Source organism: Aquimarina besae (genome assembly GCF_042434905.1).
Taxonomy (GTDB): Bacteria; Bacteroidota; Bacteroidia; order Flavobacteriales; family Flavobacteriaceae; genus Aquimarina.
In genome coordinates this window covers 623334-639557 of sequence record NZ_CP170199.1, presented here as the reverse complement: position 1 = coordinate 639557, position 16224 = coordinate 623334, and the positions used below count along the sequence as shown (strand labels likewise).

The 16224-nt window shown below is 33.3% G+C and carries 17 protein-coding genes; 7 read left to right on the top strand and 10 right to left on the bottom strand.

Going from position 1 to position 16224, the window contains the following annotated elements; all coding sequences use genetic code 11:
* Nucleotides 1-69 precede the first annotated feature (69 nt).
* The 5 genes from ACE94K_RS02825 to ACE94K_RS02805 are packed head-to-tail and all read left to right on the top strand — an operon-like array spanning nucleotide 70 to nucleotide 3389.
* Nucleotides 70-498, top strand: coding sequence for an ATP-dependent zinc protease (locus ACE94K_RS02825; RefSeq protein WP_378179644.1), 429 nt, complete (start codon nucleotides 70-72; stop codon nucleotides 496-498).
* Nucleotides 498-1370 (top strand): 30S ribosomal protein S6--L-glutamate ligase, encoded by an 873-nt coding sequence (rimK, locus tag ACE94K_RS02820; protein ID WP_378179641.1) that lies wholly within the window; start codon nucleotides 498-500, stop codon nucleotides 1368-1370. Before ACE94K_RS02825 ends, rimK begins: the two co-directional genes overlap by 1 nt.
* Nucleotides 1371-1376: 6 nt before the next feature.
* Entirely contained in the window at nucleotides 1377-2366 is a 990-nt protein-coding gene (locus ACE94K_RS02815) for a succinylglutamate desuccinylase/aspartoacylase family protein (RefSeq protein WP_378179638.1), read from the top strand.
* Nucleotides 2350-2931 (top strand): 5-formyltetrahydrofolate cyclo-ligase, encoded by a 582-nt coding sequence (locus ACE94K_RS02810; protein WP_378179635.1) that lies wholly within the window; start codon nucleotides 2350-2352, stop codon nucleotides 2929-2931. Before ACE94K_RS02815 ends, ACE94K_RS02810 begins: the two co-directional genes overlap by 17 nt.
* 56 nt (nucleotides 2932-2987) lie before the next feature.
* Nucleotides 2988-3389, top strand: a complete 402-nt coding sequence (locus tag ACE94K_RS02805) for a two-component system response regulator (RefSeq protein ID WP_378179632.1) — start codon at nucleotides 2988-2990, stop codon at nucleotides 3387-3389.
* Nucleotides 3390-3392: 3 nt separating this feature from the next.
* On the opposite strand, the gene ACE94K_RS02800 is transcribed toward ACE94K_RS02805, so the two are convergent.
* From ACE94K_RS02800 to ileS, 8 genes are all read right to left on the bottom strand, one after another.
* A complete protein-coding gene (locus tag ACE94K_RS02800) occupies nucleotides 3393-4001 on the bottom strand; it encodes a lipoprotein signal peptidase (RefSeq protein WP_378179629.1) in 609 nt (202 codons plus the stop codon).
* Nucleotides 4002-4043: 42 nt separating this feature from the next.
* Entirely contained in the window at nucleotides 4044-4664 is a 621-nt protein-coding gene (locus ACE94K_RS02795) for a hypothetical protein (protein ID WP_378179626.1), read from the bottom strand.
* A gap of 70 nt (nucleotides 4665-4734) precedes the next feature.
* On the bottom strand, nucleotides 4735-5448 hold the full coding sequence (locus ACE94K_RS02790) for a DUF4097 family beta strand repeat-containing protein (RefSeq protein WP_378179623.1): 714 nt from the start codon (nucleotides 5446-5448) through the stop codon (nucleotides 4735-4737).
* 168 nt (nucleotides 5449-5616) lie between these two features.
* A complete protein-coding gene (locus ACE94K_RS02785; protein WP_378179620.1) occupies nucleotides 5617-6375 on the bottom strand; it encodes a DUF4097 family beta strand repeat-containing protein in 759 nt (252 codons plus the stop codon).
* A gap of 31 nt (nucleotides 6376-6406) precedes the next feature.
* Nucleotides 6407-7198, bottom strand: a complete 792-nt coding sequence (locus ACE94K_RS02780; protein ID WP_378179617.1) for a zf-HC2 domain-containing protein — start codon at nucleotides 7196-7198, stop codon at nucleotides 6407-6409.
* A gap of 4 nt (nucleotides 7199-7202) precedes the next feature.
* A complete protein-coding gene (locus ACE94K_RS02775) occupies nucleotides 7203-7736 on the bottom strand; it encodes an RNA polymerase sigma factor (RefSeq protein ID WP_378179614.1) in 534 nt (177 codons plus the stop codon).
* Nucleotides 7737-7962: 226 nt separating this feature from the next.
* The gene (locus tag ACE94K_RS02770) at nucleotides 7963-8346 is read right to left on the bottom strand and encodes a TraR/DksA family transcriptional regulator (RefSeq protein ID WP_378179611.1); all 384 of its coding nucleotides are present in this window, start codon (nucleotides 8344-8346) and stop codon (nucleotides 7963-7965) included.
* A 4-nt stretch (nucleotides 8347-8350) separates the two neighbouring features.
* The gene (ileS, locus tag ACE94K_RS02765; protein ID WP_378179608.1) at nucleotides 8351-11884 is read right to left on the bottom strand and encodes an isoleucine--tRNA ligase; all 3534 of its coding nucleotides are present in this window, start codon (nucleotides 11882-11884) and stop codon (nucleotides 8351-8353) included.
* Between the two features lie 151 nt (nucleotides 11885-12035).
* Between ileS and ACE94K_RS02760 the strand changes: the two genes are divergently transcribed.
* Nucleotides 12036-12824 carry an amidohydrolase gene (locus tag ACE94K_RS02760; RefSeq protein WP_378179605.1) on the top strand — a complete coding sequence of 263 codons (789 nt, stop codon included), beginning with the start codon at nucleotides 12036-12038 and terminating at the stop codon, nucleotides 12822-12824.
* Here the strand turns inward: ACE94K_RS02760 and ACE94K_RS02755 are convergent.
* Nucleotides 12811-14424, bottom strand: a complete 1614-nt coding sequence (locus ACE94K_RS02755) for an Ig-like domain-containing protein (RefSeq protein WP_378179602.1) — start codon at nucleotides 14422-14424, stop codon at nucleotides 12811-12813. The genes ACE94K_RS02760 and ACE94K_RS02755 overlap by 14 nt on opposite strands.
* A gap of 58 nt (nucleotides 14425-14482) precedes the next feature.
* A complete protein-coding gene (locus ACE94K_RS02750; RefSeq protein ID WP_378179599.1) occupies nucleotides 14483-15163 on the bottom strand; it encodes a ComF family protein in 681 nt (226 codons plus the stop codon).
* Nucleotides 15164-15241: 78 nt separating this feature from the next.
* Here ACE94K_RS02750 and ACE94K_RS02745 point away from each other — a divergent pair, with 78 nt between their 5' ends.
* Nucleotides 15242-16123 carry a hypothetical protein gene (locus tag ACE94K_RS02745; protein WP_378179596.1) on the top strand — a complete coding sequence of 294 codons (882 nt, stop codon included), beginning with the start codon at nucleotides 15242-15244 and terminating at the stop codon, nucleotides 16121-16123.
* Nucleotides 16124-16224: the final 101 nt, after the last annotated feature.

Below are 16224 nucleotides of genomic sequence, written 5' to 3'. Positions count from 1 at the left end.
AAAGGTATTATACTATAGAATACATCTCGTTTTTTATTACTTTAGTGCCATATTTTTAAAGATATTTTTTTGAAGGATCAAAAAAAAATAATTGGCAGGACAGATAAGGTGGATTTCCCTCTTCTAGATTTACAGGATATAGATGCAAAAGTCGATACTGGAGCTTATACTTCTTCAATTCATTGTAAAGAAATCAAAGAAGTAGGGCAGATTTTAGAGTGTCGATTTCTTGATCCTACCCATCCCGAATATAATGGCAAAAAATTTACATTTACAAACTATGATATTACTGCGGTAAAAAGCAGTAATGGTAAAGTAGAGGTGAGATATGCTATTAGAACAAAAATTACACTTTTTGGCAAAACCCATCCAATAACACTTACATTATCTTCTCGAGACGATATGCGTTTTCCTTTATTGATTGGTCGCAAATTTCTAAGCGGAAAATTTTTGGTAGACCCTCAGTTAGAAGATCAGTCATATAACTTAAAATCGTAATGAACATTAAAATACTATCTCGCAGTGCGAGTTTATATTCTACAAATGCTTTGGTACAAGCCGCGTTGAAACGGAAGCACAATGTCCAAATAATAGATCCTTTAAACTGTGATATTATAATCGAAAAGAAAAAACCCGAAATTTATTACCGAGGAAAAAAATTAGATCACGTAGATGCTGTAATACCAAGAATTGGATCATCAATAACATTTTATGGTACAGCGGTGGTGAGGCAGTTTGAAATGATGAATGTTTTTACGACAGTTCAATCACAGGCATTGGTAAATTCTAGGGATAAATTAAGAAGTCTACAAATTTTATCAAAAGCTGGATTAGGTTTGCCAAAAACCGTTTTTACTAATTATTCTAAGGATGTTTCAGAAGTAATATCACACGTTGATGGGGCACCTCTTATCATTAAATTATTAGAAGGAACACAAGGATTAGGGGTCGTTTTAGCAGAAACGAAAACAGCTGCAGAATCCGTACTAGAAGCATTTAATGGACTGCAGGCTAGAGTAATTGTGCAGGAATACGTAAAAGAAGCCAAAGGAGCTGATATAAGAGTGCTAGTTGTAGATGGTCAAGTTGTGGGTGCTATGAAAAGACAAGGAAAAGAAGGTGAGTTTCGATCTAATTTGCATAGAGGAGGAAGTGCAACAATCATCGAATTGTCTGAAGAAGAAGAGAATGCAGCTATAAAGGCAGCAAAAGCCCTTAGACTAGGAGTTGCCGGTGTAGATATGTTACAAAGTGAAAGAGGACCACTTATTCTTGAAGTAAATTCTTCTCCAGGGTTAGAAGGTATTCAAACTGCAACCGGAAAGGATATTGCAAAATCAATTATTCGTTACATAGAAAGAAGTGTGTAAGGAAATATGGAAAATAAAGCTAAAAACAATGTCTTAAGTATTTTAGGAGAAGATATTCCACTTGGGGCAAGCAAAACAATTAATCTTAATATTGCTAAGCTTTATACATCTACAAAGATAGAAATTCCGGTTATAATTGAAAGGTCTAAGAAAAAAGGCCCAACTGTATTGATAACAGCAGGTATACACGGTGATGAGATTAATGGTGTAGAAATCGTTCGTCAAATTATTTCAAAAAAAATCAATAAACCTGCAAAAGGAACCATTATATGTATTCCTGTTTTAAATGTGTTCGGTTTTTTGGGAATGCAACGCTCTTTTCCTGATGGTAGAGATCTTAATAGAGTGTTTCCTGGTACAAAAAGTGGTTCTTTAGCCAGCCGTTTTGCATATCAATTTGTTAATGAAGTCTTACCGGTAGCAGATTTTTGCTTGGACTTCCATACAGGAGGTGCCAGTAGATTCAATGCGCCACACATTCGGGTTGATGAAAAAAATGAAAAATTAGTAGAATATGCAAAAATCTTTAATGCTCCATTTACTATGTTTTCTAAAAATCTAGACGGATCGTATCGTGCTACCTGCGCTAAAAAAGGAATTAATATTTTATTATTTGAAGGTGGGAAATCACAAAACAGTAATAAAGATATAGCCAGAGAAGGTGTCCAGGGTACTATGAGAATATTACATCACTTAGATATGTTGAACCCATCTTTTGTAGTTCCTGAAATTAGAACAGAAACAATCTTTATTAAAAAGAGCTCATGGATTCGTGCTAAATACAGCGGATTATTGCACGTAAAAATTCCATATGGCAAGCACGTTGAAGTAGGAGAGCATTTAGCTACAATAACCGATCCTTACGGAAAGATGCGTCATGTGGTAAAAGCTAGTAATGAAGGTTATATTATTAATGTGAATGAAGCACCCATTGTTTATAAAGGAGATGCAATTTTCCATATCACAAAGGTATTGGGTCATGGGAAACTCGTGTAAAGCTAATTTAAGGAAAAAGTATAAAAAATTACGCGCTGAGCTTTCAGACGAAGCGATTGAAGATCTAAGCGTTGTGATCGCTAACAATTTACTAAAGTTGCCAATCTGGGAGAAATCTTTTTACCACATTTTTTTATCTATTCAAGAACAGAAAGAAATTAATACAGAGTATATTTTACATATTCTACAGGGGAAAGATAAAAATATCGTAGTGTCAAAAAGTAATTTTGAAAACAATACACTAACAAATGTACTTTTAACAGATAATACGAAATTTGAGGTAAATTCCTGGGGAATTCCTGAGCCTGTTGATGGCATTCCGATTCCTGAAGATAAAATAGAAGTAGTTTTTGTACCGTTATTGGCATTTGACGAAGATGGAAACCGGGTAGGTTATGGTAAAGGTTTTTATGATAAATTTTTGTCTAAGTGTAACCCGGGAACTATAAAAATCGGATTATCTTTCTTTACGGCCGAAGAAAAAATTATGGGGATTTTTTCTACAGATATTAACTTGGATTATTGTGTAACTCCATCAAAATTTTATACATTTAGCTTAGAATAAATAGTTTTTATTTAGCAAACTGTTAAACTGTAATAAGATTTAAATTTTTACTCAAAATGCCCCAAAACCCCAAAAGTGTTTGCATCATAGATGATGATAGCATGTACGTAAATTTAGTGAGTAAAGTTATTGAGTTAAAGAAATTATCAGAGAAGATAATTGTTTTTAATAACGGTAAAGAAGCTCTGGATTATTTTGTTAAATCAGCACAAAAGGAGGAAGATAAAACTGTACCGCAGGTTATATTTCTGGATTTAAATATGCCTGTTATGGATGGTTGGCAGTTTCTTCAAGAGTTTGAAAGAATTAAAGATAATCTAAGTAAGAAAATTGACGTGTATGTAGTTAGTTCTTCGATAGATATCAGAGATATCAACAGAGCCAAATCTATAGCGTTGGTATCTGACTACTTAACGAAGCCGATTCAAATCGATGATTTTAAAAAGATACTAGTCTAAATATTATGCTTCCTTTTTTGGAAAAGCTCTTTTATTAAAGATCAATAGTAAGAAAACCCCAATACTAATTGCAGAGTCGGCAATATTAAATACAGGATCAAAGAACGAAAAATGTTTACCTCCCCAGAAAGGAATCCACTCCGGTAAAATATCATCATAAAAAGTAAACTGGATCATATCGACAACCTTACCATAAAAAATGCTTTCATAGCCACCACCTTCAGGTAGAAACTGAGCTATTTGTGTAGTAGTACTTTCATTAAATAATATTCCATACAATATAGAATCGATAATATTACCGAATGCACCGGCAAAAATTAGCGCAATACAAAACGTAAGGATTTTTGAACTGTTTTTTTTGACAGAGTCATACAACCAATATCCAATTCCGGTAATGGCAACCAATCTAAATAATGTTAAGATTAGTTTACCGTAATTTCCTGGAAGTTCAAATCCCCAGGCCATTCCTTTATTTTCTACAAATACGATTCTAAACCAACTAAAAACAGGAACTTCTTCGTGTAACGTGAAATTAGTTTTGATATATATTTTGGAAATCTGATCTATTAGTAAAACTACTGTGATAACTAAAATAGACTTCTTTAGGGACATAAATTTCTCTTATTTCATACAATGACGGACAAAAATAGTGTTTTATTTTGTTTTGAAGACACTAATGTTCCCACTTATAGATTTTAAAGCTATTAGATGTTGACCATAGATTTTCTCTTCATAAAGAACTCCAGATTTTGCGGTGGCGTTGATAACTGCATTTTTAGTATAAACGGTGATATCCCCATCTAAGGTGTTTACGGTAGCATTACCTATGAAATTTTCGAATAGACAATCTCCCGAATTTAATTCAACAAATAATGACTTGATCTCACCGTCAAATTTTAATGATGCAATTTTTGATTGTACAGTAACGTTGAGATGACGCGGCACATAAATTTTAACCTTTACTGCAATTACCTTGTGAGCACTGAGTTTATCATTGTGGTTTATAGAAAAAGGTTGAATATCATCTGTTATCTTAATCACATTTTCTTTTCGTTTTGCGTTAATTAATATATCATTTTGATACTCTCCTTCGGAAAGTGCACTTATTATAATTTTATTTTCTGACGTATTTTTGATCTCAATCTGAAAAGTATTATCAAGCAGAATAAATACTTCCGAAAGATCAGATGCATCAATACTTTTATCAAAAGTGGATTGAGCTGATACAGAAATGCATAGGATGCAACAGATATAAATAAAAAAAAGCTCCCTCATGTTTTCTAAGGTAGCTTTTTTCTAATTATTTATGTAAGTGTATGTAGGATATTTTGATCAATTCATACAGCTACTGTTTTCTCAAAAAGATATCCCCACTAATTGTTTTGAGATACAAATTACTTTTCACGTTGCCAAAAGTACCGGTTACCTTACTACCAACCATTTGGTTTTTGCCACTGTCAAACTCCATCTCCTTGTCAGAATATATCAAACCGGTAAGAGTTTCTGCTAATAATTTGGATTGCGCAACATTGATATCTATATCCCCGCTAATTGTTTTTAGTGTTAGCGCTCCATCATATTTTTTAATATCAATATTTCCACTAATAATATCTATTTCTAGTTCTCCCTGATAGTTTTCTGACACTACGTTTCCTGATATACTCTTTATTCTCAAACTAACATTTTTAGGGATGAATAATGTGTAATTTGATTCCATATCTAAATTATTGCAAGGTCCCCAATTATTTTTTTTGTAAGATCCACGGTCTTTATTCCACTTTTTGAATAAGTCCCCATAACTGGATTCGATATCCAAAACAGATGAGGAGTTATTTATTTTTAGATCAAAATAGTCATCAAATTCTCCATCGTTTATACTTACTTCTGCCTTAAGATAGACGAAACTTTTGTCCCAGGTTTTGATGGTAATATCTTCTGCAAATTTGAATTCAATATTAATTCGATTTGCTGAGGTATTAATTTCTTTTTCGATTACTTTTTGTGCGTTTAGCTGAAAAACTATGAAGCAGCTTGCGATTAGATTTACTAAAATTTTCATGAGTTGATTGTTTTTGATTGATGAATGACCTTGTTCACCTGTTATTTATTTAGGATTTTGAATTAGAAAAACGATTCTCGATAAATTTTTTCTTCATTTTATTATGAAAAATCACTCCAATTGATGCTTTTCTTTAACATTTCACTCTAAATATACAACAGGTCTTTATTATTGTTTTCTAAGATATACATTGCCGGTTGCGGATTTTAGGCTAATTTCTACTCCACCGTCGTTAAGTTTCGTTTTTATAGTTTTTTTACCTCCAACTACTTTTAAACCATTTTCTGGAACTGGAAGTTTTAGATCAAAATCGGTAAAAATTTCTCCCATAGTCGCTTTCATCTCCAAGTCTGCATCCGTATTTGATGGAATACTCACATCAATAGCACCTGTTGCAGACATCAAAGAGATTGGAGAACTTTGACTTACTTTTGTGAAAAGTACATTAATCTCCCCAGTGGATGTTGTAGCAACAATAGGGCCGGTTACATTTTTTAATGTGATATGACCTACATTGGTGGTGGCTTCAATTTCTGAAGAGAATCCTTCGGCAAAAACTTTTCCAAGGTTGCTTCTTTCAATTTTGATACTGATACTTTTTGGAAGAAAAATTTCTAATGTTTTGGTATAAGCATTTTTTAAGTTTCTAATAGTTAGTGTTCCTCCTTCCTTTTGCACGTATACTCCAAATCCCGTATTGTCGCTTCCGCCTGCATACACAGCTTTTAGCCCTTTTGCTTTTTCCGGCATCTTACGATCTTCTCCGGTGATGAATAATTCATTTTTGTTGTGTGCTGTTAACTTCACCCCGGATTCTGAGCTAATGATAACATGCTTAATCCCTTGTAGGGATTGTGTATAATCTTCCTGTGCCTGTATATGCCCGATAGTTATCAAGAATATTATTGCTATTGCTATATTTTTCATCTGTTCTTTTTTACTATTTTTTGATTGAATTTTAAATTAAATTTGGTAGACCCATGATTACCTGGTCTTTTACATAATTAGGAGTCTCTTCATTCTGAAGTAATTTTTCCATAGAAGGAACTGCGCGTTTTTCCTGTATAGAAACTAATATTTGAATTAATTCAATTTGCATGCCCGGATCTTGTTCCATCTCCAGAGCATCTATTAATGATTTACGTACCATTTCTATCTTAGAAAACTTAGAAAGTGCTTCTGCTGCAGCTAGTCGCACATTGATTTGATCATCGTAAAACATTTTATTTATCAAAGCTTTTAGTATTTCGTTTCCTGGCTTTTCTAATTCCTCTGCATAGCTTACTGCTTGTAAACGTTTGCTGGCAGATTCATTTTCTATAAGAGAAATAGTAACTTCTTGTTTCAATTGCACCTTTTCTTTCTCTAGAACGGCCATTTCTCGAGAAAATGAGGCGGTATTTTGTTGTTTTCCGAAAAAGTATGCGGAAAAAACTAAAGCAATAGTTACTGCAATTTGTAATGCCCTTTTCCAATTCTTTTTAATTGGTTGATGTAAAGAAACCACTTTTGATGTATCGAAAATTTCTTTTTCCTTTTGAAGCATTTCTTCAAAATTTCTTTTCAAGCTTGCATCCGGTAATTCTCCCTGATATTGACCTATTCCATCAAAAACGAGCTGAAATTCTTGTAATGACTGTTGACAGCTATTACAGGTGGTAAGATGAGCTGTAATAACTTGATGCTCTTTCTGATCTAAATTTCCATCTAGATAGTCGATCAGGTGTCCTCTTACTTGGTTACAGTTCATAGTGTTATATGTTTTGTAGATAATAATCTTTTAGTTTGTGAATAGCCCGATGTACTTTGGTTTTTATGGCTCCCGTTGTTGATCCGGTTATTGCTGCGATTTCTGCGTATTTAATACCTTGATATCGATTCATAATGACTAATTCCCTATCCGAGTGATTTAATTTTTCTAATGCTTTATTTAATTGTTCATTGATTTCGTCTTTCTCTAAAAGATTATTATCTTCTAGTTCTATTTTATATTCAACTTCATTTAATCGTTGCTCTTTATTTTTCTGACGTTGGTAATGATCAGAAAATATATTTCGAGCAATGGTATAGATCCAAGATGAAAACTTTCCGTTTTTATAAGAGGTTCTATATTTAATAGCCTTATAAAAAACTTCTTGAGTAATATCTTGACTAACATTTCTATCTTGCGTCATTTTTAGCAAAAAATTAAATATTCTGATATGATATCTTTCAAAAAGGATACTCATCATATCTAAATCTCCATTAGATACCAGAATCATTAATTCTTCATCAGTTAAGTTTTTCAAGACGTCACTCTTTTTGGTTCGTTTCTATTAGTAATACCTTAGTTTTTTAAAAAGGTTACAGCTCTATTAAAATTATTTCTTTAAATTTTCTATTTCGTATAATGAAAGTATCAAAAGATCCTGCTTTTTAACAAGATCAGTTTAATTATTTAAAATAGAGTTTTACTAAAAAAAAAGTGCTTCCCAATCTGGAAAGCACTTTAAATCTACAATATTTTGTTGTATGTTAACTCTGCATATTCTTAGCTTCGATACTAAGGGTAGCATGTGGTACTAATTTTAATCGCTCTGGATTAATAAGTTTTCCTGTCACACGACAAATTCCGTATGTTTTATTTTCTATTCGTAATAATGCATTTTTTAGATCACGCACAAACTTCTCTTGTCTAATTGCTAATTGCGTATTAGCTTCTTTAGACATGGTTTCACTACCTTCTTCGAATGCTTTAAATGTTGGCGAGGTATCATCAGTACCATTATTACCATCATTTTTGTATGCACTCTGAAGTAATTCTAAATCTTTCTTAGCTTTTTCCATTTTTTCAACGATGATTTCCTTGAACATCGCTAAATCGGCATCGCTATACCTTACTTTTACATCTGCTGCCATACTCTTATTGTTTTTTAATTACCAATTGGGTTGCAATGTCGTCAAACGCAATTTCTGTACCATTTATTACATCTGTTGCAAATTCAATTGTTTCGGTTAAGGTTTCATTCTTGATGTATGCTTCATTAGTAGCAACGGCTTCTTGAATAGATTTGTTTTCCTTTATTACAATTTCTATGCGATCAGTTACCTCTAATCCACTATCCTTTCGGATATTTTGAATTCGGTTTACAAGCTCTCTTGCGATCCCTTCTTTTTTAAGCTCTGGGGTTATGGTTATATCCAGTGCTACTGTAAGTGGGCCTGAGTTTGCAACTAACCAACCTTCAATATCCTGAGAACTGATTTCTACATCATCGGTTCCTAAAGTAATAATTTTATTATTAATTTCTATGTCAAAACTTCCAGTTTGTTCAAGAATTTTGATTGTTTCTTGATCAAATGATTGTATCTTATTGGCTATCAGTTTCATGTCTTTTCCGAAACGAGGACCTAAATTTTTAAAGTTCGGCTTTATTTGCTTCACTAATATACCAGAGGCATCGTCAATCAGCTCTATTTCTTTAACATTTACCTCACTTTTGATAAGGGCTGCTACATCATTTATTTCGGCCTTTTCTGCGTCATTTAGCACCGGAATCATAATCCTTTGCAATGGTTGGCGTACTTTGATTTTTTCTTTCTGACGTAAAGAAAGTACCAGAGAACATACTGATTGTGCTTTCTGCATCTTATGTTCTAAAGTTTTATCCACAAATGCCCTATCATATTCAGGGAAATGTGCCAAATGCACACTTTCATGAGATTCTTTAGATGTGTTAGAGACAAGGTCTTTATATAAACGATCCATAAAGAACGGTGCTACCGGAGCTCCAAGTTTTGCAACAGTAAGCATACAAGTATACAAAGTTTGATAAGCAGAGATCTTGTCTTTTTGATAATCACCCTTCCAGTATCTCCTTCTGCTTAATCGAACAAACCAGTTACTTAAATTTTCCTGAACAAAATCAGAAATCGCTCTGGTTGCTTTTGTAGGTTCATATTCGTTATAATACTCGTCTACGTTTTTAATCAACGTATGCAATTCACTCAAAATCCATCGATCTATCTCTGGACGTTCTGCTAATGGAATATCAGCTTCAGCATAGCTGAAATTATCAATATTGGCATATAGTGTAAAGAACGAATAGGTGTTATATAGCGTGCCGAAAAACTTACGACGTACTTCTGCAATTCCTTCAGAATCAAATTTTAGATTATCCCAAGGATTTGCATTACTGATCATATACCATCTTGTCGCATCTGGACCATAAGTCTTTAGTGTGTCAAAAGGATCTACTGCATTTCCTAATCGTTTAGACATTTTCTGACCATTTTTGTCTAATACCAAACCATTAGAGACTACATTTTTATAGGCAACATCATCAAAAATCATGGTTCCTATGGCGTGTAACGTATAGAACCATCCACGTGTTTGATCTACACCTTCTGCGATAAAGTCTGCTTTTCTCTCACCAGATTCTACTTTTTCTTTATTCTCAAAAGGATAATGCCATTGCGCATACGGCATGGATCCGGAATCAAACCAAACATCAATCAGATCGCTTTCACGTTTCATCGGCTTTCCTGATGGAGAGACTAAGACAATCTTATCCACAACATTTTTATGAAGATCAATTTTATCATAGTTTTCCTCACTCATATCACCCACGACAAAATCCGCAAAAATATCCGCTTTCATAACTCCGGCTTCTACCGCTTTTTGCATTTGGATTTTTAGTTCTTCTACAGAACCAACTATCATTTCTTCTTTACCATCATCTGTCCGCCAGATTGGTAGTGGGATTCCCCAGAAACGAGATCTGGATAGGTTCCAGTCGTTGGCATTTGCTAACCAATTTCCAAAACGGCCTTCACCTGTTGCTTTTGGTTTCCAGTTGATGCCTAAGTTCAATTCGTGCATGCGATCTTTGAAATCGGTCACTTTTATGAACCAAGAATCTAATGGGTAATATAAAATAGGTTTGTCTGTACGCCAGCAGTTAGGATAACTATGTACATATTTCTCAACCTTAAAAGCTTTATTTTCTATTTTTAATTTGATAGCAATTTCTACATCAACAGATTTCTCTGGAGCTTCACCATCATTATAGTATTCATTTTTTACATATTTTTCACCAAACTCACCTACATGTTTTGTGAATTTACCTTGTAAGTCAACCAATGGAACAAGGTTGTCATTATCATCCTTTACCAATAAGGGTGGTACTTCTGGAGTAGCTTGCTTTGCTACAAAAGCATCGTCTGCACCAAAAGTAGGAGCAGTATGAACAATACCGGTTCCATCTTCTGTAGTTACAAAATCACCAGAAATTACTCTAAACGCATTTTCTGGATTGTTATACGGCTGAGCATAGTCTAGCAGTTGTTCATAACGGATTTCTACAAGATCAGCTCCTTTAAATTGTTTAATTGCTAAATGAGGAATTTTACTTACTATAGATTTAAGAAGATCAATTTGTTTCTTAATTAAACTGGGATGTGAATTTCCTTCAATTAAAGATTCAATTTTTAATATTTCCTCTTTTATGTTATTTTGATACTCTTCAAATGTATTTGATTCAATCAAATTATCGACCAAAAATGTATCCTGGATTGGAGTTAAATCTATAAATTTTCCGCCAAACTGTTTTCCAACCAGGTTTTTAGCCAGAATCACATTAATGGGTTCGAACGTATACTGATTGAAAGTTTTTACTAATACATACTCAATTTTTGGTCCCACGGTTAATGCTGTATTAGAAGGTAATGTCCATGGAGTAGTTGTCCAGGCTAAGAAATAAATATCACCTTCAATATCTGTTAAGAATGAAGGCAGTGTTTCTTTTTTAGCTTTAAATTGTGCAACTACAGTTGTATCCGTAACATCCTGATAGGTTCCGGGTTGATTCAATTCGTGAGAACTTAATCCGGTTCCTGCTTTTGGGGAATAAGGTTGTATGGTATATCCTTTATACAGTAATCCTTTCTTATAGATTTCTGAAAGTAACCACCATACGGTTTCCATATATTTGGATTTGTAGGTGATGTACGGATCTTCCATATCCACCCAATAGCCAATCTTTTCGGTAAGATCATTCCAGATATCGGTATAACGCATTACCGCTTTTTTACAAGCCTCATTGTACTCTTCTACCGTAATTTTTTTACCAATATCTTCTTTGGTGATCCCTAGTTCTTTCTCGACACCTAATTCTACAGGAAGTCCATGCGTATCCCAACCGGCTTTACGTTTAACCTGATATCCTTTTTGAGTTTTATATCGACAAAAAATATCTTTAATTGCACGAGCCATTACGTGGTGAATTCCCGGTAATCCATTTGCAGATGGTGGTCCTTCAAAAAAGACAAAAGGAGTCGCATCTTCTCGCTCAGAAATGCTCTTCTCGAAAATATTATTCTGTTGCCAGAATTCTAGTATATCATCTGCCACTTTTGGCAAGTCAAGTCCTTTATATTCAGGAAACTTCGTGCTCATTTGATCGTTCTTTCTATTAAGTGTGCGAAAATAAGGATTTTCTTTAAAATTGACGAGTGTAAATGATGCAAATCCTTGATGATTCTTGTGATAGAAAATTTTAACGTTTGAAGCCTCTTTTATGTGTAGCAGATTTTAGTAATTTTAACCTATGAATACTACTTTACATATTGCCTTAATTCAATCTCATTTGGCATGGGAAAATGCCATTCAAAACAGAGCGGTTTTCGAAGATAAAATCAAATCGATATCTACAAAAACCGATTTGATCATATTACCAGAAATGTTTACCACAGGATTCACCATGAATGCTGCAGAAGTTGCCGAAACTATGGACGGTGAAACTGTTAGTTGGCTAAGAAAGCTGGCTGAGCAGAAGGATTGTGCAATTGCAGGAAGTATTATTATAAGAGATGCAGACAGATATTTTAATCGATTTCTTTTTGTTAAACCGGATGGAAGTATACAGAAATATGATAAACATCAGTTGTTTACATTGGCGAAAGAAGAAGAAGTTTTTACAGCCGGAAATGAAGAGGTTATTATCCTTTACAAAGGCTGGAAAATCAAACCACAAATCTGTTATGATCTCAGGTTTCCGGTTTGGGCAAGAAACACATCTGGATATGATTTGTTAATTTATGTAGCTAGTTGGCCAAAACCACGAGTGAATGCTTGGGATATCTTATTAAGAGCTAGAGCTATAGAAAATATGACCTATTGCGTTGGCGTAAATCGAATAGGTCTGGATGGAAAAGGGTATGAATATAATGGTCACTCTGCTGTCTACGATATACTTGGAAATTCTGTTTTAGAAGAAAAACCAATCGAAAGAGAAGGAATCTTTTATGCAACTTTAGATAAATCTCTTGTTGAAGACACTCGTAAAAAGTTACCTTTTCTCGCGGATGCAGATCGTTTTAAGATTATTCCAAAATAAAGGTCTGTTTTAATTCCCAATTTGCTCTCACTTCTATAGCTTCAGGATAGTAGACCACTTTTTCTGGTTGAATTCCTTTAAGGAAATTACCAGTATCCCATTTTCCATTTTTATTAGTATCGAAAATTACTCGAATATTATACTTTCCGGGATCCAAATTGTCAAAAACTGTTGCTTCTTCTTTTCTAACTATTTTTTCTGCTATAAATTTTCCCTGTTCATCAGTAGCTTGTACCAAAAGAGGATATTCTTTAACATTTTGAATGGTAAAAAATATAGTACCATAATCTGCTAATTTTTTGGTTCTAAAATTGATGTTGATGGTATCGTTTACATTACCAATAAAATCAGTAATTGCTTCTGGTAAAAATTGTAATTTATATGCATTAGATTCTGTCCTTTCGAAAGTAAATACTGCTTCGTTTTGGATTTTGTCCAGCTTTACTGAAAAAGGCACTACAACTGTATCTTTATCAGTTAATGAAATTAAATTTTCATCTATAGATTCCAAGGGTGTATTTGAGAAAATTGTAAAATCTTTATCAAAACCTAAACTTCCTTTTACGTTGTTACTAAGCTTTATAGAATCTTTGTACTGGTCTTTATATCTTGCGACCAGTGTATCTCTAAAATTTTTCGAGTTTGTTACTTCAAAAATTAGCGAATCAGCTTCAAAAAAGGGTTTGAACCAATAGTGTAGCGTATCTTTTGTTTTATCCCGAAAAATTCTAGTATCTACTTTTACAGGAGTTTTACTAAGTAAATTCACCTTCATAGAATCAGCTTCACCTTCGTATCCAAAAACAAATGAGTTTTTGGACACTTGTTTTGGTTTTAATGCCTTGAAATCTAATACTTCTTTGAACAAAGTGACGTTAAAAACTTTTGCTGTATCTGCAGGAAGCGTTATGATTTCTTCTAGAAAACCAATTTTATCTTGCTTTGGTTGATAGGTGTAGTTGGAAGCTGCATCTTTTAAAGCGATTAGTTTATATTTTCCTTCTTTGAGGTTATCTAAATCAAAAGTAATACTGTCTAAAGTGCTGGTGACATATCTGGGGACTTCTTCAAAGACCAAAGAATCCGAATATTTTTCATCAACCTGATATAATGCAACATTAATAAAAGGATCTGCTTTTTTCTCTAATGCATCGCTAACCACACCTCGTATTCTTAATGAATCCAAAGAGTCTCCTGTAGAGAAAACATACCTAAAAAACGGATTGGGATTTCCTTCATTATTATCCACTACACTCTGGCCAAAATTAATACTGTATGTAGTGTTTTCTAATAAAGTATCCAAGAACTTCACCTTTATATATTTACTTGCACCACCTAAAGGTGTTATTTCTGGCTTTGGATCCATTGGAGGAGAAATTATTATTTGTTTCTGCGGATCTTTTAATTTGACATACTCATTAAAATAAATTTTGATTTCCTTTTTGTCAAAGTTTGTTGAAAAATTAGGAGGTGTTGCCTTCACAAATTTTGGAGGGATTTCATCTTTTTCACCACCTGTAATGGTACCTTTTTTGGCACAATTCACTACAATGAATAGAGAAAAAACACTTAGTAATAGCGTATAAGATCTTTTATACATAGCTCCGTTACAATTTTTAAAGACACAAAGAAACGACTATTTATAACAAACAAAAAATCTATGCTGTTATGGCCATGGTTGCGATACTTATTTTGATACCGGGAATTCCTTTAAGAACTTCGATACAAGCTTCGAGTGTAGCACCTGTGGTGACAATATCATCAACGATTAAAATATGTTTGTTCATTAATAAGGACTCATTTTGCGCACCAAATGTTTCAGAAGTGTTTATCCAGCGAGTTAAACGACTATTTTTTGATTGTTTTTGATTGTAGGAATTTTTTTTCAAAACAAAATCAATGTATTTTGCTTGAAGTCTTTCAGCAATTTCTTTCCCAAATTTCTCAACCTGATTGTATCCTCTTTCTCTTAATCTTCTGGGGTGAAGAGGCACCGGTATTATAACATCAATATTTTGATAATCAGTTATTTGACTAAGCTCATGTCCAAGCCAGATCCCTAGCTCTTTTCCTATTTCTTCTCTCCCTCTGTACTTAAGATTATGTATTAAATTCTGTACTAATCCACCTTTCTCAAAGACCAATAAAGAGGTGGCATTTTCTATTTTGGCACGCCCATAAAATACTTTTTCGATCTTTTTAGCGTTTACCTTATGAAAATTACCTAATGGGAGCTTGTGTCTACAAGAAGTACACAGGATCCTTTCGTTTTTATATAGAGGGTTGTCACAAGCAGCACAATATATAGGATAAAATAAATAAGCTAAGTCGCTTAACATATTAGGTCAATTAACATTAATTATTATATTTAACTAAATTTACTATTTAACGTAACCATCAAAAATTAGAAATTTATTATGACAACTCAAAACAATAACTTGACCCTTAAGATACTAATTGGTGTTCTGGGAGCTCTTTTATTAATTCTGGGGATCTTCACGTATAAGTTTTACAACGAAGAAAAGAGAGAAAAAGCAATTTTGCAACAAGAAAAGGATTTAATTGAAAGTGAATTAGGAGAATTAATAACAAAATATGATAATGCTATCGCTCTAAATGAAGTAATGGATGATCATTTGTTAAAAGAAAAGCAGCGTGTAGTTGTTTTATTAGATAGTTTAAAAGACTATGACGCTAATGTAGCCTTAATTGCTCGATATAGAAGAGAAGTAAGCAAACTAAAAAAAGAACGTGAAAGATTATTTAAACTAGCAGACAGTTTAACTACAGCAAACGCTCAATTAGCTACTGATCTAGATAGTACTTCGACTGCTTTATCAGAAAGAATTGTATTCTCTGATTCTCTAGCGAATCAGAATAGTAAGTTGGCAGAAATAGTAGAAAGAGGATCTGCTCTACAAGCATCGGGTATCAAAGCAGAAGGTGTAAGAGTACGTAATAGTGGTAAAATTTCTACCACTTCAAGATCTAGTAGAGCAGAGAAAGTAAGAGTTTGTTTTACACTTTCTCCAAATAAATTAACCGAAAAAGGAGACAAAGACCTTTATGTACAAGTTATCAATCCTGAAAATAATCTTATCGGAGATAAACTGGCTGTAAACTTTGATGATGCGGTACTAACCTACAGTGGTAAAAACAAAGTATTCTATGAAAATGATGCATTAGATGTTTGTGTATTGGTAGACGCAGAAGATGGAGAACTTACTAAAGGTAATTATATAGTTAATTTATTCTCTGGACCTAGAATGATTTCTAATACGCAGTTTGAATTGAAATAAAAAGAGTTTTTAAACATATACTAAAAACCACCATATTGTCTTTAAATATGGTGGTTTTTTATGTTTTTGTCAGAAATTTCGCTGTCAGGACATTAATTAAA